18 protein-coding genes and 1 pseudogene are annotated in these 18483 nt (G+C 71.6%); 11 read left to right on the forward strand and 8 right to left on the reverse strand.

The features are described from left to right. Positions 1–53: 53 nt before the first annotated feature. Positions 54–1232, forward strand: a complete 1179-nt coding sequence (locus ACFZDK_RS38975) for a SpoIIE family protein phosphatase (protein WP_390979685.1) — start codon at positions 54–56, stop codon at positions 1230–1232. Positions 1233–1395: 163 nt separating this feature from the next. On the opposite strand, the gene ACFZDK_RS38980 is transcribed toward ACFZDK_RS38975, so the two are convergent. Both ACFZDK_RS38980 and ACFZDK_RS38985 read right to left on the reverse strand, forming a co-directional pair. Continuing rightward, positions 1396–2844 (reverse strand): ATP-binding protein, encoded by a 1449-nt coding sequence (locus ACFZDK_RS38980; RefSeq protein ID WP_390979687.1) that lies wholly within the window; start codon positions 2842–2844, stop codon positions 1396–1398. After that, complete coding sequence (locus tag ACFZDK_RS38985; RefSeq protein WP_390979689.1) at positions 2841–3536, reverse strand: response regulator; 696 nt, start codon at positions 3534–3536, stop codon at positions 2841–2843. Before ACFZDK_RS38985 ends, ACFZDK_RS38980 begins: the two co-directional genes overlap by 4 nt. 151 nt (positions 3537–3687) lie before the next feature. Between ACFZDK_RS38985 and ACFZDK_RS38990 the strand changes: the two genes are divergently transcribed. Genes ACFZDK_RS38990 through ACFZDK_RS39000 form a run of 3 tightly spaced genes read left to right on the forward strand, consistent with a single transcriptional unit; the run spans position 3688 to position 6462 of the window. Beyond that, a complete protein-coding gene (locus tag ACFZDK_RS38990) occupies positions 3688–5025 on the forward strand; it encodes a ferric reductase-like transmembrane domain-containing protein (protein ID WP_390979691.1) in 1338 nt (445 codons plus the stop codon). 10 nt (positions 5026–5035) lie between these two features. Then, positions 5036–5737 carry an FMN-binding protein gene (locus tag ACFZDK_RS38995; protein ID WP_390979693.1) on the forward strand — a complete coding sequence of 234 codons (702 nt, stop codon included), beginning with the start codon at positions 5036–5038 and terminating at the stop codon, positions 5735–5737. Positions 5738–5739: 2 nt separating this feature from the next. Beyond that, the gene (locus ACFZDK_RS39000; RefSeq protein WP_390979695.1) at positions 5740–6462 is read left to right on the forward strand and encodes an FAD:protein FMN transferase; all 723 of its coding nucleotides are present in this window, start codon (positions 5740–5742) and stop codon (positions 6460–6462) included. Between the two features lie 64 nt (positions 6463–6526). Here ACFZDK_RS39000 and ACFZDK_RS39005 read toward each other — a convergent pair whose 3' ends face one another. Together ACFZDK_RS39005 and ACFZDK_RS39010 are read right to left on the reverse strand one after the other, a co-directional pair. Next, a complete protein-coding gene (locus ACFZDK_RS39005; protein ID WP_390979697.1) occupies positions 6527–8644 on the reverse strand; it encodes a glycosyltransferase family 39 protein in 2118 nt (705 codons plus the stop codon). Beyond that, positions 8641–9522: a glycosyltransferase gene (locus ACFZDK_RS39010; RefSeq protein WP_390979699.1), complete on the reverse strand. Its 882-nt coding sequence runs from the start codon at positions 9520–9522 to the stop codon at positions 8641–8643. The genes ACFZDK_RS39005 and ACFZDK_RS39010 overlap by 4 nt, the downstream gene beginning before the upstream one ends. A gap of 242 nt (positions 9523–9764) precedes the next feature. Between ACFZDK_RS39010 and ACFZDK_RS39015 the strand changes: the two genes are divergently transcribed. From ACFZDK_RS39015 to ACFZDK_RS39025, 3 genes are read left to right on the forward strand one after another with little or no spacing between them, the layout of a single operon-like run. Then, positions 9765–10895: an ATP-binding cassette domain-containing protein gene (locus tag ACFZDK_RS39015; protein WP_390979701.1), complete on the forward strand. Its 1131-nt coding sequence runs from the start codon at positions 9765–9767 to the stop codon at positions 10893–10895. Continuing rightward, on the forward strand, positions 10892–11542 hold the full coding sequence (locus ACFZDK_RS39020; protein ID WP_390979703.1) for an ABC transporter permease subunit: 651 nt from the start codon (positions 10892–10894) through the stop codon (positions 11540–11542). The genes ACFZDK_RS39015 and ACFZDK_RS39020 overlap by 4 nt, the downstream gene beginning before the upstream one ends. Continuing rightward, positions 11539–12207 (forward strand): ABC transporter permease subunit, encoded by a 669-nt coding sequence (locus ACFZDK_RS39025; protein WP_390979705.1) that lies wholly within the window; start codon positions 11539–11541, stop codon positions 12205–12207. The genes ACFZDK_RS39020 and ACFZDK_RS39025 overlap by 4 nt, the downstream gene beginning before the upstream one ends. A gap of 87 nt (positions 12208–12294) precedes the next feature. On the opposite strand, the gene ACFZDK_RS39030 is transcribed toward ACFZDK_RS39025, so the two are convergent. Genes ACFZDK_RS39030 through ACFZDK_RS39045 form a run of 4 tightly spaced genes read right to left on the reverse strand, consistent with a single transcriptional unit; the run spans position 12295 to position 16276 of the window. Beyond that, positions 12295–12891, reverse strand: a complete 597-nt coding sequence (locus ACFZDK_RS39030) for an ATP/GTP-binding protein (protein ID WP_355707762.1) — start codon at positions 12889–12891, stop codon at positions 12295–12297. Continuing rightward, entirely contained in the window at positions 12878–13294 is a 417-nt protein-coding gene (locus ACFZDK_RS39035; RefSeq protein ID WP_390979707.1) for a DUF742 domain-containing protein, read from the reverse strand. The genes ACFZDK_RS39030 and ACFZDK_RS39035 overlap by 14 nt, the downstream gene beginning before the upstream one ends. 34 nt (positions 13295–13328) lie before the next feature. Beyond that, positions 13329–13805, reverse strand: coding sequence for a roadblock/LC7 domain-containing protein (locus ACFZDK_RS39040; RefSeq protein WP_355707758.1), 477 nt, complete (start codon positions 13803–13805; stop codon positions 13329–13331). Further along, on the reverse strand, positions 13802–16276 hold the full coding sequence (locus tag ACFZDK_RS39045; protein WP_390979710.1) for an ATP-binding protein: 2475 nt from the start codon (positions 16274–16276) through the stop codon (positions 13802–13804). Before ACFZDK_RS39045 ends, ACFZDK_RS39040 begins: the two co-directional genes overlap by 4 nt. A 319-nt stretch (positions 16277–16595) precedes the next feature. Here ACFZDK_RS39045 and ACFZDK_RS39050 point away from each other — a divergent pair, with 319 nt between their 5' ends. The 4 genes and pseudogenes from ACFZDK_RS39050 to ACFZDK_RS39065 form a co-directional block, all read left to right on the forward strand. Continuing rightward, complete coding sequence (locus ACFZDK_RS39050; protein ID WP_390979712.1) at positions 16596–17555, forward strand: glycine betaine ABC transporter substrate-binding protein; 960 nt, start codon at positions 16596–16598, stop codon at positions 17553–17555. Between the two features lie 17 nt (positions 17556–17572). Next, entirely contained in the window at positions 17573–18028 is a 456-nt protein-coding gene (locus ACFZDK_RS39055) for an aromatic amino acid lyase (protein ID WP_390979714.1), read from the forward strand. Continuing rightward, positions 17914–18429 (forward strand): hypothetical protein, encoded by a 516-nt coding sequence (locus tag ACFZDK_RS39060; RefSeq protein ID WP_390979716.1) that lies wholly within the window; start codon positions 17914–17916, stop codon positions 18427–18429. The genes ACFZDK_RS39055 and ACFZDK_RS39060 overlap by 115 nt, the downstream gene beginning before the upstream one ends. Beyond that, positions 18399–18473, forward strand: a pseudogene (locus ACFZDK_RS39065) (ABC transporter ATP-binding protein); the annotation flags it as partial. The gene ACFZDK_RS39060 and the pseudogene ACFZDK_RS39065, both read left to right, overlap by 31 nt. Between the last annotated feature and the right edge of the window lie 10 nt (positions 18474–18483).

Here is an 18483-nt window from a genome sequence, read left to right on the forward strand (position 1 = left end):
GGGGACCCGCGTCCGCCGACGGCCCGGGCCGATCGCTCCGGTTGCTGCGGACGGTGGCGGCGGGAATCGGCACGACGCTCGACGAGCCCACGACCTGCACGGAACTGACCCGGGCGGTGGTGCGGATCGTCGGCGGTGGCGCGGCCGTGATGCGGCGGGTCGGGGATGCCGTCTCCGGCTACGAGTCGATCACCGGCGCCCCCGACCTGCTGCCCGACGCCCGCTGGGCGACGGCGGTGGCCCGGGACGCGGGGAACCCGACGGCCGACCGCTGGGCGGACCCCTGGCTGTCCCGCCCGGTCGCCGGCCGCACCCGTCCGGCCCTGTGCGTGCCTCTGACGAGCGGGTCCGAGCAGTACGGCGTCCTGGTGTGCGCCCGTGCGGGCATCGACTTCGCCCGCGCGGAGGCCGAGCTGCTGGCCCTCCTCGCCGAACGCGCCGCCTCCCACATCCGGCACGCCCGGGAGTACGAGCAGGTCAACCGCACCGCGGGCGACCTGCAGCGCGCCCTGCTGTCCGAGCCGGGCCGCCCGCACCCGAACCTGGACGTGGCGATCCGCTACCTCCCGGCCGGCGGGCGGGTGCTGGTCGGCGGCGACTGGTGCGAGACCGTACGGCTGCACTTCGGGCGCACCCTGCTCGTCGTCGGCGATGTGATGGGCCACGGCCTCGAGGCCGCCGTCGACATGAACGCCTACCGCTCCTCCCTCCGCTACATCGCCTCCTCCGAGCTGCCTCCGCACCGGGTGCTGCGCCAGCTGGACGACATCGCCGCCACCGAGGCGGACCGCAGACCCGCTACGTGCCTGCTGGTGCGCGTCGACCCGAGCCGCAGCCAGGTCACCCTGGCCAGCGCCGGACACCTCCCGCCCGCGCTGATCACCCGGGCCGGCCGGACCTCCCTCCTGCCGGTCCCCGTGGGCCCGCCCCTGGGCACCGGCTTCGGCGGCTACGAGTCGGCCACCCACCGGATCGAACCCGACGAGGCCCTGATCCTCTTCACCGACGGCCTCGTCGAACACCGTGGCGAGGACATCGACCGCTCCCTGCACCGCCTGGCCGCCCTCCACTTCAGCCCGGCCGTCGGGGTCGACGCCCTCCTGGAATCCATCCTCACCCGCCTCGACGCCCGCCACGCCGAGGACGACGTCGCGGTCCTGGCGGCCCGCCCGCACCCCCGGCAGGGCCCGCTCGAACCGGAGCAGGGCGAGGCGGGTATGGGGGTGGCCTGACCTCTTTGCCGCAGGGCTCTCGTCGGACACCGCCCCACGCGCCGAGGACGATCGGCACCGGGCACAAGGCGTGCGGGTGCTGACCCCGATCGGTGCCCGGGCCGCCGTATCACGGCGTTCGACGACCCCGCGCCGGTCGGGACGTGTGGGCTCGCGCCCGCGCTCACCGGCCGTTGAGCCGGCGCAGCGTCAGGGTGAACACGGTCGTGCCCTCCGGGCCGTCGGTCAGCGCGATGGTGCCGCCGTGCGCCTGCACCAGTGCCCGTGCCACCGAGAGGCCGAGGCCGCTGCCGCCGCGGTCGCGGCTGCGGGCCTTGTCGACGCGGTAGAAGCGGTCGAAGACCTGGGACCGGTCGGCGGGCGGGATGCCGGGGCCCCGGTCGGCGACGCTCACGGAGGCCGACTCGGGCGTGACGGTGACGGTGACGGAGACCGGTGTGCCCGTGGGCGTGTGCACCGCCGCGTTGGTGAGGAGGTTGTCCAGGACCTGGCGGATGCGGACCGGGTCGAGGCGGAGCGGGACCGGGTCCGGGCCGGTCGTCACCGTCAGGGGGTGGCCGGTGTGGGCCGCGCGGAAGGCGTCGGCGGCCTCCCGCACCAGCTCGGTCAGGTCGGTGTCCTCCAGCCGCAGCGGGGCCTCCACCTCGGCCGCGTCCAGGCGGGCGAGCAGCAGCAGGTCGTCGAGGAGGACGCCCATCCGGGCCGCCTCGGCGCGCAGCCGGGCCAGGTGCTTGTCGCGTTCCTCGGGGCGGTTGGCGGCCGCGTACTGGAAGAGGTCGGCGTAGCCGCGTACCGACATCAGCGGGGTGCGCAGCTCGTGCGAGGCGTCCGCGACGAACCGGCGCAGCCGCTGCTCGGCCTCGGCGCGGACGGCGAGGGAGTGGTCGATGTGTTCCAGCATCGTGTTGAACGCGGTGCGCAGTTCCTCGACCTCGGGGCCGCCGCCCTGCTTGGCCGCGCGCAGCGGCAGCCGGGCCGCCGACTCGGTCAGGTTGTGCGAGGCGATGCCGTGCGCGGTGTGCGCCATGTCGCTCAGCGGCTCCAGGCCGTTGCGCAGCAGGCGGCGGCCGAACACCACCAGCGCCAGCAGGGCCAGCCCGAAGGCCACCACCTGGACCGTGACCAGCTGTCGTAGCGTGTCGTCGATGCTGTCCATCGGCGCCCCGCTGACCAGCACCACCCCGGGCTCGACCTCGCACCCGCGCAGCCGGTACTGGCCCTCCCCGGTCAGGTCCTTGGTGCGCAGCACCTCGGTGCCCGCGGCGACCTGGGCCTTCGCCACCGAGGTGAGGTCGCCGATGTCCGCGGGCAGGTCACTGCTCTCCTCGGGCTTGCGCAGCACCGGGGTGCCGTGCGAGACGTCGTACACGGCGTAGTACCAGCGGTAGTACTTCTTGCCCTGGAGGGTGCCGTTCTGCTCGATGCTCTTCGACTGGGCGGTCTGGGCGAGCCCGAGCTGGTCGTCGAGCTGGGCCGAGAGATAGTCCCGCATGTAGGTGGTCAGGGCCGTGCCGACGACCGCGAACACCACCAGGGCCAGCGCCCCCAGTCCCAGCGCGAGGCGGGTGCCCAGGCGCATGCTCCGGTACGAGCGCAGCAGCCGGCCGATCACTCCGCGGCCTGCTGCCGAATGACGTACCCGAAGCCGCGCACGGTGTGGATCAACGGCTCCCCGCCGGTCTCGTCCATCTTGCGGCGCAGCCGGCTGACCACCAGCTCGACGACGTTGGAGCGGCCGCCGAAGCCGTACTCCCACACATGGTCGAGGATCTGCGCCTTGGTCAGCACGGTCGGCGACTTGCGCATCAGATAGCGCAGCACCTCGAACTCGGTGGGGGTCAGGGAGAGCATCCGGTCGGCGCGGCGGACCTCGCGGGTGTCCTCGTCCATCGTCAGATCGGCGACCCGGAGCACCGAGCGCTGGAAGCCGGGGCCGGCGCTGCGCCGCAGCACGGTCCGCAGCCGGGCCATCAGCTCCTCCACGGCGAACGGCTTGACCAGGTAGTCGTCCCCGCCCCGGGTCAGCCCCGCGACCCGGTCGGCGACCCCGTCGCGGGCCGTGAGGAACACCACCGGCACCATCGTCCCGGAGTGCCGCAGCCGGTCGAGCACCCCGAAGCCGTCCAGGTCCGGCAGCATCAGGTCGAGTACGACGATGTCCGGCCGGAAGTCGGCCGCCCGGGCCAGCGCGTCCTCACCCGAATACGCGGTGACCGCGTCCCAGCCCTCGTACCGCGCGACCGTCGCGACCAGGTCGGCGATCGGCGGGTCGTCGTCCACGACGAGGAGTCGTACTTTTTCCACCCGCTCATATTGCGCCCCCCGGCCGTGGACGCCAGACCCGTGCCCACACAGAGAACACATCGATAACCAGTTGAAAGCACACCGACAGGAAAACGACAGCAGTCGCGGGTGAAGCTCGACTCCCAGGACCCGATCAAGGAGCTGCCGACCCGTGACGACCGTCCAATCACCCTCTGCGCCCCCCACGGCGATACGCCCCAGGGTGGTGGCCCGCACGGGCCTGTACGCCGTGCTCGCTGTGAACGCGGCCGTGGTCGCCTACTTCTTCGCCCAGGCCGGTTTCGCCTCCAACGCGCTGATCGTCATCGGCCGCCTCTTCGGCCTGTACGGCGCCCTCGTCATGGCCTTCCAGCTGGTGCTGGTGGCCCGGCTGCCCTGGCTGGACCGCCGGATCGGCATGGACCGGCTGACCTCCTGGCACCGCTGGACCGGCTTCGCCCTGCTGTGGACGCTGCTCGCGCACGCCGTCTTCATCAGCTTCGGCTACGCCGACGGCGCGGGCGTCGGCCCGGTCACCGAGATCGTCGACCTCGCGGAGACCACGGAAGGCGTGCTCCGGGCCGTGGTCGCGCTCGGCGTCATCCTCGTGGTCGGCGCCGTCTCGGCCCGCTACGCCCGCCGCCGGCTCGCCTACGAGACCTGGCACTTCATCCACCTGTACACGTACGTGGCCGTGGTGCTCGCCTTCAGCCACCAGGTCGCGGTCGGTACGACCTTCACGTCGTCGTCCGCCGCGACGGCGTACTGGTACGCGGTGTGGGCTGTCGCGCTCGGCTCGGTGGCCCTCGGCCGTCTGGTGCTGCCGCTGTGGCGCAACTACCGCCACCAGTTCCGGGTCTCCGCCGTCGTCCCGGAGTCGGACAACGTGGTCTCGGTGTACGTCACCGGCCGCGACCTTGACCGGCTCGGCGCACAGGCCGGCCAGTTCTTCCTGTGGCGGTTCCTGACCAAGGACCGCTGGTGGCAGGCGAACCCGTTCTCCCTCTCCGCCGCCCCCGACGGCCGCACCCTGCGCCTGACCGCCAAGGCGGCCGGTGACGGCAGCGCCGGCCTGCGGCACCTGAAGGCCGGCACCCGGGTCTTCGCCGAGGGCCCCTACGGCGCCTTCACCACCCTGCACCGGCAGAAGCCCGAGGCCCTGCTCATCGCGGGCGGGGTCGGTGTCACCCCGATCCGCGCCCTCCTGGAGGACCTCGAAGGCCACGCGATCGTCATCTACCGCGTCGCCGCCGATCGGGACGCCGTCCTCTACGACGAGCTGCGCGACCTCGCCGTCGCCAAGGGCGCCGAACTCCACCTGGTCACCGGCCCGCCCGTCCCCGACCGGCTGGCCCCGGGCGAGCTGAGCCGGCTGGTGCCGGACATCGCCGACCGGGACGTCTTCCTCTGCGGGCCGCCCCCGATGATGAACGCGGTGCTGCGCAGCCTGGGAGACCTGGGCGTGCCCAAGCCGCAGATCCACTTCGAGCGTTTCAGCCTGGCGGGATGAGAGAGACACCGTGAAGCGAGCCATACCTGTCGTCGCCCTGAGCATCGCGGGCCTCATCCCCGTCTGGCGCTACGAGCCGTCCATCGGCGGTACGACCACCTCCACCGCCGAGCCGACTCCCTCGGCCTCCTCCGCCGCCACGTCCGGCACGGTCGTCAAGGGCACGACCATCGACACCGAGAAGGGGCCGGTGCAGGTCCAGGTGGCCTTCGACGGCGACAAGATCACCGCCGTGAAGATGCTGCAGCAGCCGAACCATCCGCAGACGACGGCCGCGGTGCCGGTGCTGATCTCGGAGACGCTGAAGGCGCAGAGCGCGGACATCGACACGGTCTCGGGCGCGACGATCACCAGCGACGCGTACAAGAAGTCCCTGCAGGCAGCGATCGACGACAACACCGCGTCGTCCTCCGCGTCGCCCTCGCCGTCCGCCTCCGCATCGTCCGCCTCCGCCTCGAAGGTGGTCGCCGGTTCGACGGTCGACACCGAGAAGGGGCCGGTGCAGGTCCAGGTGGCCTTCGACGGCGACAAGATCACCGCGGTGAAGATGCTGCAGCAGCCGAATCATCCGCAGACGACGGCCGCGGTGCCGGTGCTGATCTCGGAGACGCTGAAGGCGCAGAGCGCGGACATCGACAGCGTCTCCGGTGCGACGATCACCAGCGACGGCTACAAGGAGTCCCTCCAGGCCGCGATCGACGCGAAGGGCTGACCATGCACCGAGTCGAACACGTCATGGGCTTCCCGGTCTCGCTGCGGGTGGACGACGAGGGGGACTTCGCGGCGGCCGCGGACGCCGTCTTCGCCTGGCTGCGGGAGGTCGACGCGCGGTTCAGCCCCTTCCGGGCGGACAGCGAGGTCTCCCGGCTGGACCGGGGCGAACTCTCCGCGGCCGAGGTGAGCCCGGACCTCGCCGAGGTGCTCGCGCTGTGCGAGGAGTACCGGCTGGCGACCGGCGGCGCGTTCGACGTACGGCTGCCGGGGCGGGGTCTCGACCCGTGCGCGGTGGTCAAGGGCTGGTCGGTGCAGCGGGCGGCGGAGCTGCTGTCGGCGGCCGGGGCGAAGCGGTTCTGCCTGAACGCCGGGGGAGACGTGGTCGCGGCCGGCGGGCCCTGGCGGGTGGGGGTGCGCCACCCCGAGCACGCCGATCAGCTGTGCCTGGTGCTGGAGATCACGGACGGGGCGGTGGCCACCTCCGGGCGCTACGAGCGCGGCGACCACATCGTCGACGGCCGCACGGGCCGTCCGGCCACCGGTCTGCTCAGCGTCACCGTGGTCGCCCCGACGCTGACGGAGGCCGACTCCGCGGCGACGGCCGCCTTCGCGATGGGCACGGACGGTGCCGCGTGGGCGGCGAGCCGTCCGGGCTGCGAGGTGTTCGTGGTGGACACGGACCGGGCCGTGCTGCGGACGCCGGGGCTGCCGGTCGCCGCCTGACCCCGGACACGACACGAGAAGGCGGGCCGCGCCTGGCGGCCCGCCTTCTCTGTCGGGGTGGGGATCAGCTCACGTCGGAGGCGTCCAGGCGGTACAGGCCGCTGTAGGCGCTCACGGCCGTGCCGTGCTTCTTCACCCAGGTCGCGATCTCGGTGTTGGTGCCCTGGCCGCCGTCGCTGCTGACCACGATGTAGTGCAGCTTGCCGGACTTCACCAGGCTCTTGAGCTTGGCGAGGGTCATCGCGTTGTCGCTGCCGGACCAGCCGCCCATGGAGATGACGGGCTGACCGGACTCCAGGATGATCGAGGAGGCCGTCTGGTCGGTGGCCACCGCCACCAGCCAGGTGGCGCCGTCCTGGTGCTTCTTCAGGTACGTGATCATCGCCGAGCTGACCTGGCCGCCGCCCATGCCTCCGGCGGTACGGCCGGACTGCGACTCGCTGCTGGAGCTGGAGCTGGACTCGGTGCCGGTGCTTCCCGTCCCGGTCGGCGGCTGTCCCATGGACTGCCCGCCGGAGCTTCCGGTGCCGCTCGGGGCGGTGCCGCTCTTGCTCCCGCTCGGGGCGCTGCCGCTGGGGCGCTGGCCACCGCCGCCGCCCATCCCGCCCATGCCACCGCCGGTGCTGGGTCCGGCCGTCGGGTTGGTGCCGTTGGTGCTCGCGGTCGTGGCCGCCGAGACGGAGTAGGCGGCCGGTCCGGCCAGCAGGGCGACGATCGCCGCCAACGCCGCGAAGCCGATCAGCTTCTGCCGCTTCATGAACCGCCCGACCAGTAGCCCGGTCACCGCGAGCGCACCGCCCAGTCCGGCCGCCACCTCGGCGACGGTGTACACCGTGCCGGAGCCCGAGACCCGCTGGAGCAGGACGACCGCCCACACCGCACTGACCGCGACGGCGGCCGGGAGCACCCAGCCCCTCCCCCACGCTCGAATGCGCTCGCGCGGGGGGACCCCCATGGCGGCGGAGCCTTCCCGGAAGGCCTTGTAGAGCATGACCCCGCCCGCGCCGGCCAGGGCGGCGATCCCCGGCGCCATGGCGGTGACGTAGTAGGGGTGGAAGGTGCCCTCGGCGAGGGAGAAGGTCAGGAAGTGCAGGACGAACCAGCCGCCCCAGAGCATCAGCGCCGCGCGCCTGGCGTCGGTGCGCGGTGCCCGGCCGCGCAGGACCAGGCCGCCGACGAGGGCGATCGCGGCGAACGGGATCAGCCAGGAGATCTGGCCGCCCATGATGTCGTTGAACATCCGGTACAGACCCGAACTGCCGCCGAAGCTGGCGCCGTTGCCCGCCGAGCCCACCGAGGAGCTCGCCCCGAAGATCCGGCCGAAGCCGTTGTAGCCGATGACCAGGTCCCAGACCGTGTTGTCGGTGGAGCCGCCGATGTACGGCCGCGAGGAGGCGGGGATCAGGTCGACGATCACCATCCACCAGGCGCTGCTCACGACGAGGGCGACCGTGCCGACGGCGAGGTTGCGGACGCGCCTGCCCAGCGACAGGTTCGTGGCCCACAGATAGACCAGGAAGAACGCGGGCAGCACGACGTACGCCTGCATCATCTTGGTGTTGAACGCGAAGCCGATCGCGACCGCCGACCAGACCAGCGGCATCAACCTGCCCGTGCGCACGGCCTTCAGCAGGGCGGCCGCGCCGAGCAGCATCAGGAAGACCAGGATCGGGTCCGGGTTGGTGTCCCGGTTGATGGCGACGGTGATCGGGGTGAGCGTCAGCACCAGCGCGGCGATCGTGCCCGCCACGACTCCGAAGTCCCGCTTGACCAGGCGGTACAGCAGGCCGACCGAGCCGACCCCCACCGCGACCATCGGCAGCATCAACTGCCAGGTGCCGTAGCCGAAGGCGCGGGCGGACAGGCCCATCACCCACAGGGCGAACGGGGGTTTGTCGACGGTGATGAAGCTGCCGGAGTCCAGGGCACCGAAGAAGAACGCCTTCCAGCTCTTGGTGCCGGAGTAGACCGCCGCGTCGTAGAAGGTGTTGCCGGTGATCGAGGAGAGGTTCCAGGCGTACAGGGCGGTCGCCAGGAGCAGGATCGCCCAGAGGGCCGGGCGGGCCCAGCGCGGGTCCTCGGGGGCGCCCAGGAACAGCCCTCTGGCCCGGGAGACCGGCGGGGTGGCGGCCCGGTCCCGGCCTTCCTGGACCGGGGCGGGCGGCGGGGTGAGGGTCGTCATGACGCGTACTCCATGGGCTCGACGGCGGTGGCTGCCGCGGTGGGCAGGGCCGTGACGTTCTGGGGGACGGTGGTGCGGCGGGGTACGGCGTGGACGCGGGTGCGGCCGGTGACAGTGGCCCGGAACATGCGGGCCATGCCCAAGAGGTCGTCGACGGCGGTGCGGACGATGTCGACCCGGCTGTCGGGGTCGTCGACCCAGTCGACCGGGACCTCGTGGACGCGCAGCGTGTTGCGCTGGGCGAGCACGAGCAGTTCGGTGTCGAAGAACCAGGCGGTGTCCTCGATGTGCGGGGCGAGGGCGCGGAACACCTCGGTGCGCACGGCCTTGAAGCCGCACTGCGCGTCCGAGGTGGGGGTCCCCCCGCTCGAGCGAAGCCGAGAGTGGGGGAGGGCCCCGAGCCCGGCCTTGAGCAGCAGGTTGTAGGAGCGCGAGATGAACTCCCGCTTCGGGCCGCGTACGACGGCCGACTGCCGGTGCAGCCGGCTGCCGACGGCGAGGTCGCTGTGCCCGGAGAGCAGGGGCGCGACCAGCGGCAGGAAGCCTTCGAGCCCGGTCGACAGATCGACGTCCATGTAGGCGACGACATCGGCCGTGGACCGGCTCCACACGTGCTTCAGGGCGCGGCCCCGGCCCTTCTGCTCAAGGCGCCGCGCGTGGACGTGCGGCAGGCGCAGGGTCAGGCCGGTCGCCACGGTCCAGGTGGCGTCGGTGCTCGCGTTGTCCGCGATCGTGATGCGGAACGGGAACGGGAAGGACTCTTCGAGGTATGCGTGGAGACGGCCGATGCTGTCGGCGAGGACATGGGCCTCGTTGTAGACCGGCACCACGATCTCGACCGACCGGCGCCGGACGCCTCCCGCGTTCGTTTCGTTCATGACCCCGACGATCGGGGCGTCGTCTGGGGCGGTCCTGAGGCTTCACTGAGCGAAGAATGAGAATCAGGGAACTCACAGGTACCGCACAGTGGACACCGGCAGGTCACAGACTGAAGACGACCAGTCAGTCGCCAAAGTACTGAAACACTCGCGGTTTAAACTCTGTCCGCAACGGCCTGTACCACGGCGACCGTGGTCGAAAACTGGGCACTCTCTGCCAAACCCGAAGGGTATTCGGCGTTTTGATACGGATAGATTCAGTCACCAAGCGGTACCCGGACGGTACGGTCGCCGTCGACCGACTCTCCCTGGAGATACCGGATCGCTCGATCACCGTCTTCGTCGGCCCCTCGGGCTGCGGCAAGACGACGACCCTGCGGATGATCAACCGCATGGTCGAACCGAGCGAGGGCCGCATCCTCCTCGACGGCGCCGACATCCAGGCACAGCCGGTCAACACCCTGCGCCGGTCCATGGGTTACGTCATCCAGAACGCCGGGCTCTTCCAGCACCGCACGATCGTCGACAACATCGCCACCGTGCCCCGGCTGCTCGGCTGGAGCAAGCAGAAGGCGCGCGCCCGGGCGGCCGAGCTGATGGAGCGGGTCGGGCTCGACTCCGCACTCGCCAAGCGCTACCCCTACCAGCTCTCCGGCGGCCAGCAGCAGCGCGTCGGCGTGGCCCGGGCGCTCGCCGCCGACCCGCCGGTGCTCCTGATGGACGAGCCGTTCTCCGCCGTCGACCCCGTCGTCCGCAAGGGACTCCAGGACGAACTCCTGCGCATCCAGGACGAGTTGGGCAAGACGATCGTCTTCGTCACCCATGACATCGACGAGGCGATCAAGCTCGGCACGATGGTCGCCGTGATGCGCACCGGCGGCCACCTCGCCCAGTTCGCCCCGCCCGCCGAGCTGCTCACCGACCCCGCCGACGCCTTCGTCGAGGACTTCCTCGGCGCCGACCGGGGCATCCGCCGGCTCTCCTTCTTCCCGTCCTCCGGGCTTGAGTTGCAGCGGGCCCCGATCGTCCCGATCGACGCCGACGCCACGAAGCTCGACGCCCGCACCTCGGTGGACGCCCCCTACCTCCTCGTCACCGACCTGGACGGCAGGCCGCTCGGCTGGGGCGAGCCGCGCGCGCTCACCGCTGGCTCGATCGACCCGGCACAACTGCTCACCTACGGACGGCCCTTCGTGCCCGGCAAGGACTCGCTGCGCGCCGCCCTCGACGGCTCGGTGCTCTCGCCGACCGGCTGGGCGGTGGCCGTGGACGGCGAGGGCCGCGCGGTCGGCGTCGTCTCGCAGCAGGTCATCGGCGCCGCGATCCGCACCGCCCACGCCGAGGGCCACGACAACGCGAAGGTCGGGGGATGAGCGGCTTCTTCGACATCCCCAGCGACCTCCAGAACACCTACTTCGGACTGATCGGCCTCCACCTCCGCGAGGCCCTCATCCCGGTGCTGGCCGGTCTGCTGGTGTCGCTGCCCATCGCCCAGCTCTGCGTCCGCTTCCGCTGGCTGTACCCGCCGGTCCTCGGCGTGACCACGATCCTCTACGCCATCCCCTCCCTGGCCTTCTTCGTCGTCCTCATCGACTACACGGGCCAGACCGAGACGACGGTGATGATCCCGCTCGCGGTGTACAGCCTGGTGGTCCTGGTCCCGGCCATTGTGGACGGCGTCCGCTCGGTCCCGGCGGAGACCCTCGCCGCCGCGACCGCGATGGGTCTCGGCCCCGTACGCCGTTACTTCCAGGTCCAGTTGCCGATCGCCGTCCCCGCGATCATCGCGGGCCTGCGCGTCGCCACCGTCTCCAGCATCTCCCTGGTCAGCGTCGGCATGCTGATCGGCAACCAGGGCGCCCTCGGCAACCTGCTCAACGACGCCAACATCTACCACCGCCCCGAGCTGGCCGTGAACTCGGTCGTGACCACCGCCGTGCTGGCGATCCTGGCCGACGCAATCCTCGTTCTCGTACGCCGTGTGCTGACTCCCTGGATGCCGAAGGAGAGCACCCGGTGAACGTCCTCAACTTCGTCCACGCCTTCTTCAGCGACAGCTCCCACTGGCACGGCTACGACGGCATCCCCACCCGGCTCTGGGAGCACATCCAGTACTCGCTGGAGGCGCTCGCCTACGCGGCCGCCATCGGCCTGCCGATCGGCCTGGTCACCGGCCACTACGGCCGGGGCGGCAACACCCTCGCCCTGATCGCCACGGCCGGCCGGGCCCTGCCCAGTTTCGGTCTGCTGGTCCTGATGTTCATCTGGCTCGGCTTCGGCATGCTGCCGGTGATGATCCCGCTGGTGATCCTCGCGGTGCCGCCGATCCTGGTCACGACCTACGAGGCGATGCGCTCGGTCGACCCGTCCCCGGTGGACGCGGCGCGGGGCATGGGCATGCCCGAGTCACGCGTCCTCTTCCAGGTCGAACTCCCGGTCGCCCTTCCGCTGATCCTCAGCGGCCTGCGCTCGGCGTCCATCCAGATCGTCTCCACCGCGACCATCGCGGCCTACGTCAGCCTGGGCGGCCTCGGCCGCTACATCATCGACGGCCTCTACCAGAAGAACTACGAGAAGGTCGTCGGCGGCGCCACCCTGGTGGCGGCGATGGCCCTGGCGACGCTGGGGATCTTCTGGGCGGTACAGAGACTGACAGTCTCTCCCGGCGTCCGGCGGAGCAACTGACTCAGGAGCGCGGGGCTGTATCAATATGCGGCTCCGCCGCGTGGGCGCGACCAGCCCCACGCGGCGGGCCGTTCCCCGCCCGCCGCACTACCCCCCACTACGCGCCAACGCCAGTTCCAGCACCACCAGCAGCGCGTCCCGCACAGAACCCCGGTCCCGCGCGTCGAAGACGACCAGCGGCGTCGCCTCGGCGACGTCCAGCGCCCACCGCACCTCGTCCAGCGTGTGCTCGACCTTCCCGTCGAACGCGTTGATGGCGACGGCGAACGGGATGCCCTTGTGCTCGAAGTAGTCGACCGCGGCGTAGCAGTCGTCCAGGCGACGCGTGTCAACGATCACCAGACCGCCGAGCGCGCCCTCGACGATGTCGTCCCACATGAAGCCGAAGCGTTCCTGCCCCGGCGTGCCGAACAGGTACAGCTTCAGCGTCGGGTCGATGGTGATGCAGCCGAAGTCCATCGCCACGGTCGTGGTCGTCTTGCGCGGAGTGAGCGAGAGGTCGTCCACACCCGCCGCGACCTCGGTGATCGACGCCTCGGTGGTCAGTGGCTCGATCTCCGAGATCGAGCCGACGGCGGTGGTCTTGCCCACGCCGAAACCGCCCGCGATGACCATCTTCACCGGCAGCGGCGGCCGTACGGCCGTACGCCCGGCGCCCCGGGTCAGCGAGTCAGTCGGTGTCACGGAGTACCCCTCGGGAGTCTGGGATGGCCCGCAGGCCGTCGATAACCCTGCGCAGGACGGACGAGTCGTGGGTGGCCTCGAAGTCGGGCACATGCACGGACAGCTGTCCGGCCTCGCGCAGGTCTTCGGCCAGCACCCGGACCACGTTCAGGTGCAGCCGCAGCCGCGCCGCCAGTTCCGCGAGCGACTGCGGAATCCGGCACGCGGCGACGATGTCGTGCTGCTCGAAGGAGAGCCGGGCGAGGGCGGCGAGCCCGGCGGCGGTGGCCACCACCTGGGTCTCGACGGGCATCGCCGGTCCGGAGGCGCTGTCCGCCACCCGGCCGGCGGTGACCAGGAACGGCCGTACGGCGGGGGCTGGGCCGACCGGGTCCGGGCCCGGGGGCGGGGTGCCGTCCGCCATGGCTGTGTCTTCCTCTCTCGACCGGCGGTCCCGGTCAGCGCGTCTGTGGGACGCCGACGCTGTTCTTCAGTTCCAGCACGAGCTGCGGGCTGAGTGCGGAACCGGCACGGTTGGCGAACAGCGTCATCTCGTAGGCGATGTTGCCGAGCTTGGCCTCGTTGTCGGCGACCACGCCGAGCACGGCGCCGCTGCCGATCGCGGAGACGATGACATGGCCGCCCTCCAGGTCGATGATGACCTTGTTGAGGCCGCCCAGGCCGTAGTTGCCGGAGGCTCCGGCGGCCAGGCTGGTGATGCCGGAGACGATCGCGGCCAGTCGCTCGGAGTGGGCGCGTTCGCGCAGCTCCGAGACCGCGATCAGCAGACCGTCGGAGGACACGGCGATCGCGTCGACCACGCCTGCGGTCTCGGTGGCGAAGCGGTTCAGCAGCCAGGTGAAGTCGGCTGCGGCCGCCTGCAGGTCGGTCGGCGTGACGCCGCCCGTCGGGGTGTCACCTGTCGACGTGCTCACTGCTCGGCTCCTTCCGGAAGGTGGTTCTGGTCCCGCGGGGGGTTCTGGGGGTCGATGCGCGGCCGGGGCCGCTCGTGGCTTCCGGTCTCGCTGTCGCGCCGGGCGCGCTCCACCGCCGCCTCGAACTCGTCCAGCGCGTCCCGTTCGGCCTCGGCGTCGCGGGTGCGCGCCGGCTGGGAGAGCGTCTGGGCGGCGCCGACGGTGGTGCGGAGAGTCGCACCGCGTACCCGGCGGCGCAGCTGCCGGGTCCCGTCGGCGGAGTCGGCGTCCGGGGGCTCGCCGGAGCGGGCGGATGGGATCAGCTGGGCCGCCGCGTCGGACGCGGGCGCGGTCTCGGCGGCCGGCTCGCGGCGCGGCAGCCGGCGGGGGAGCGGACCGTCGGGCTCGTCGGCGGGCTGCGCCGTGGCGGCCCAGGTCGGCCCGGTCCGGCCGACCTGCTCGGCGGGTGCCGCCGGGGCCGCCGGTGCCGTCGGCTCCGCGGCGAGCGGGGTGCCGGCGGTGTCGGCCACCGCGCTCATCGTCAGCAACAGCGTGCTGGGCAGGGTCACTTCGGCGGTGACACCGCCGCCCGGGGTCCGGGTCAGCTCGACGCTGATCTCCCAGCGCCGGGCCAGCGCACCGACCACGAAGAGGCCGAGCACCTTGGTCGGCACCAGGTCGAGGCGCTCACGGCGGATCAGCCGCTGGTTCTCCTCGACCAGCCGCTCGGCGCTCATGCCGAGGCCGTGGTCGGTGACAACGATGTGCGCGCCCTGGTCGCTGGAGCGGACGGTCACCTCGACGGGGCTGCCCGCCGGGGAGAACGACACCGCGTTCTCCAGGAGTTCGGCCACCATCAGCGTGAGGTCGCCGATGATGTCCGGCTCGATCATGGCGTCCGTGCCGGCGTACAGCCGTACCCGCTGATAGCCCTCGATCTGGCCGAGCGCGGCCCGGACCACGTTGGACACCGGGGTCGGGCCGGCCGCGAGGACGGTCTCGCGGATGCCGGCCAGCAGCATCAGGCTGTCGGCGTTGCGGCGCAGACGGACGGCGATGTGGTCGATGGAGTAGAGGCGTTCCAGGAGCGCCGGGTCGGTCTCGGCGCGCTCCACCGCGTCGATGAACGCGAGCTGGCGGGTGGTCAGGTTGCTGACGCGGCGGCCGACGTTGCCGAACATCTCGGCGGTGTTGCGGCGGCTGAGCACCTGGCGTTCGAGCAGGGCCGCGGCCGTGGTCTGCACCTGGTTGAACGCCTCGGCCAGGTCACCGATCTCGTCGCGGGCGGTGACCGGCATGTCCCGCAGCCGGGGCGGGCCGGAGTCCTCGGCGTCGTCGTCGGCGACGCGGGCGAGTTCGCGGTTCGCGACCTCGGCGACCTCGTGCGCGACCCCGGTCAGGGCCTGCACGGGGCGGATCACGGAGCGGCGCACCAGCACCGACAGGGCGAACCAGAGGACGAAGCCGAGCAGTGAGCCGTTCAGCAGCCAGATCGCGTGCCACCGCGCGGAGTCGGCGGCCGAGTCCGCGCGGTCGGCGATCTGGCCGATGAGCGAGGTGGTGATGGTCAGCCGGGCGGTGGCCTGGTCGAGATAGGCCGGGTAGTCGGTCAGCGCGTCCTTGACGGCCAGCCGGATCTGCTCCTGGTTGCCGGACTGCAGCTTGGTCGGGTCGATCTGCAGCTCGGCGTAGGACTCGGCGATGGTGCTCTGCGCCTTGGTGTGCTCGACGTCGGCGAGCTGCCGGGCCTGGCCCTCGGTGGCGAACCGGCTGAAGCGGTCGGCCTGGTGCTGGTAGAGGTCGTAGGCGCCGACCGCGTTGGTGAACTCGATCAGCGCGTTGGTGTCCCCGGTGGTCGCCGCGAGCACGTTGGTCTCGAAGGCGCCGTGGGCGGCGTCCGCGCGCAGCAGCGAGTCCAGCAGGTTGCCGGTGAAGGTGGAGGCGAGGTTGGTGTTGCGGTCCAGTCCGAGGCCGTCGATCAGGTCGTTGGCCGCGTTGGCGTACGCCGGGTCGATGTTGTCGGCCGGCAGATAGGACTGCTCGACGGAGTCGCGCAGGCTGGACAGGCCCTCGACCTGCCGGAGCGCGGCCGCCTCCGTGTCCGGCAGCCGGTCGTCGAAGGCGTGGCGGACCGTCTCCACCTGGGAGTCCACCGCCTCCTGGGCCGTGCGGTAGGCCTTCCGCGAGGGCGTGGAGTCACCGGACTCGTAACGCGCGGAGAGCAGGATCGCCTGCTGGTGCTCGGCCTCGACCTTGTCCACGAGGCGTGCCACCTGGGCGCTGTCCCGGACCATCTGCGCCGCGGAGTCCGCGCTGCTGGACTGCTGCACCAGGTCGGTGAAGACGTAGGCCAGCAGTACGGCGATGACGGCGAGCGGCACACCGACCAGCAGGTTGAGCTTGCGCCGGAAGGGCCAACGGTCGGCGAATCCCCGTATCCCGCCCCGCTCCTGGGCGGGCCGGACGGGCGCGTCCACCTGGTTCGTGGACACCGGGCCTCCTTCATGAGGGTGTCTGGTCTGGGGGGCGTCTTCACCCCGAGCTGCTGCGGAACGACACCGAGTAGCGGGCCCCGTGCACCGCTGTGACCGATATCAACTGCCGTGAGACTACAGCGTTCTCGAAGCGCGGTTCCGCTTGCTCTTTATCAAGAATCCGTTACAAAGAGACCGCGCTCCGTCCACAACTGGCCACGGATCGAAGCCAATCGGTGACCCGGAGACACTTGACTGACCGAGAACGGGCTGGATTGGATCGTCCGGAGTGGTTCGCAACACCCCCACCCTTCCCACAGCTCCCGGAACGGCAACCGTGACTTCCAACACCCTTCCCAGCAGGTCAATCCGGACATACCGAGGCGTGGCGGCCGTCGCGCTCGCCGCGACGACGGCCCTGCTGGCGGGCTGTTCCTCCTCCGACGACAGCAAGTCCGACCCGCTGTCGGACAGCAAGGCGAGTGGCGACACCGTCGTCGTCGGCTCCAACAACTTCGCCGAGAGCATCCTGATCGCGGACATCTACGGCGAGGCGCTCAAGGCCAAGGGCGTCAAGGTCACTTACAAGTCGAACATCGGCAGTCGTGAAACCACCTACGGTCTGCTCAAGAACGGTTCGATCTCGGTCCTGCCCGAGTACAACGGCGCGCTGCTCGCCTACCTCGACCCCAAGGCCGCCCCGAAGACCGTCGAGGAGACCACCCAGGCCATCGAGGCCAAGCTGGACTCCAAGCTGACGCTGCTGGACCCGGCGGACGCGCAGGACAAGGACACGGTGACGCTCAACGCGACCACCGCCGCCAAGTACAACCTCACCGAGAAGTCCTCCATAGCGGACCTGAAGACCATCGCCAAGGACCTGGTCATCGGCGCCTCGCCGGAGTTCCAGACCCGCCAGCAGGGCCTGGTCGGCCTGAAGGACGTCTACGGCCTGGAGTTCAAGTCCTTCAAGGCGCTGGACGCGGGCGGCCCGCTCACCCAGGCCGCGCTGAAGAAGAACGCCGTGCAGGCCGGCGACATCTTCAGCACGGACCCGACCATCACCAAGGAGAAGTTCGTCGTCCTGCAGGACCCGGAGAACCTCTTCGGCTTCGAGAACGTCCAGCCCCTGGTCTACAAGAGCGCCCTGAACCAGACGGCCACCGACGCCCTCAACGCCGTCTCCGCCAAGCTGGACACGGCGGCCCTGCTGGACCTGGACACCCAGGTGCAGTCGGACAACAAGGACCCGCTGGACGTCGCCCAGGCGTGGCTGAAGCAGGTCGGCCTCAGCTGACCCGTCGCCGAACCCTCTTGGACAGCAGCACCACCGACGTACCGAGACGGGTGCCCCCGCGCTCCCGTGTCGTGCTCGACGGCAACGGCCTCGGCCTGTCCGGACTCGTCCGGCTCGCCGACGCCGTGGCCGACCCGGTCGTAGCGCCCACGGCGCTCGACCGGGTCCGCCGCGCCCACGAGACCGCCGACGACCTTGCCGCGCAAGGCCGTCGGTACGGGCGCGGGACCGGCGTCGGCGCCCCGCGCTCCGTCAGCGTCGGCCCGTCCGGCGCGGCCGGCCACACCCTGCGCCTGCTGCGCAGCCACGCCGGCGGCGCCGGCCCCCTGCTGCCGCCCCGCCGGGCCCGCTGGGCCGCATGGCCGACCTCCTCGGTGCCGCCGTCCTCCCGGCCGCCCGCCGCGCCACCCCCGTCACCGAGGTCGTCATCACCGAACCCGGCGACCGTCCCACGGCCACGCCCGGCGCCCTGATCCTCGCGGTGGGCGCCCGGCCCACGGACCTCGTCGGCCGCACGCCCGGCGCCGCCGTCGCCGTACGCGAGGACCCCGCGCTCCTGGAAGCCGCCGAGAAGGCCGGCACCACCCTCCTCGTCGTCCCGCCCGGCATCCGCTGGGACGAGGTCGCCGCCGTCGTCCAGGGCGAACTCGCCCGGGCCGCCGCCGCGGCCGACGACCGCGCGCACGGCTCTACTCCCTCGCCCAGACCGTCGCCGCCCTCGCCGGCGGCCCCGTCAGCATCGAGGACACCGCCCACCGCGTCCTGGGCCGCGCCTGCCCCGAGCCGTATCTCGCCCTGCTGCGGGAGGAGGGCGTGTACCGCAGGGTCCGGTAGAGCGAGGACGTCGTCCTGGAGGGCACGGGCGCGGAACTGACCCACGACGAGAGCGTACGGAAGGCGTATCTGGGCGAGGACTGAGCATCGCCGG

It is taken from the genome of Streptomyces sp. NPDC007901 (genome assembly GCF_042959465.1).
GTDB lineage: Bacteria > Actinomycetota > Actinomycetes > Streptomycetales > Streptomycetaceae > Streptomyces.

Coding starts and splice junctions, on each gene's coding strand:
- ACFZDK_RS39005 (WP_390979697.1), bottom strand. CDS start 8,644: ATGACGACCCTCACCCCGCCGCCCGCCCCGGTCCAGGAAGGCCGGGAC.
- ACFZDK_RS39010 (WP_390979699.1), bottom strand. CDS start 9,522: ATGAACGAAACGAACGCGGGAGGCGTCCGGCGCCGGTCGGTCGAGATC.
- ACFZDK_RS39020 (WP_390979703.1), top strand. CDS start 10,892: ATGAGCGGCTTCTTCGACATCCCCAGCGACCTCCAGAACACCTACTTC.
- ACFZDK_RS39000 (WP_390979695.1), top strand. CDS start 5,740: ATGCACCGAGTCGAACACGTCATGGGCTTCCCGGTCTCGCTGCGGGTG.
- ACFZDK_RS39060 (WP_390979716.1), top strand. CDS start 17,914: ATGGCCGACCTCCTCGGTGCCGCCGTCCTCCCGGCCGCCCGCCGCGCC.
- ACFZDK_RS39035 (WP_390979707.1), bottom strand. CDS start 13,294: ATGGCGGACGGCACCCCGCCCCCGGGCCCGGACCCGGTCGGCCCAGCC.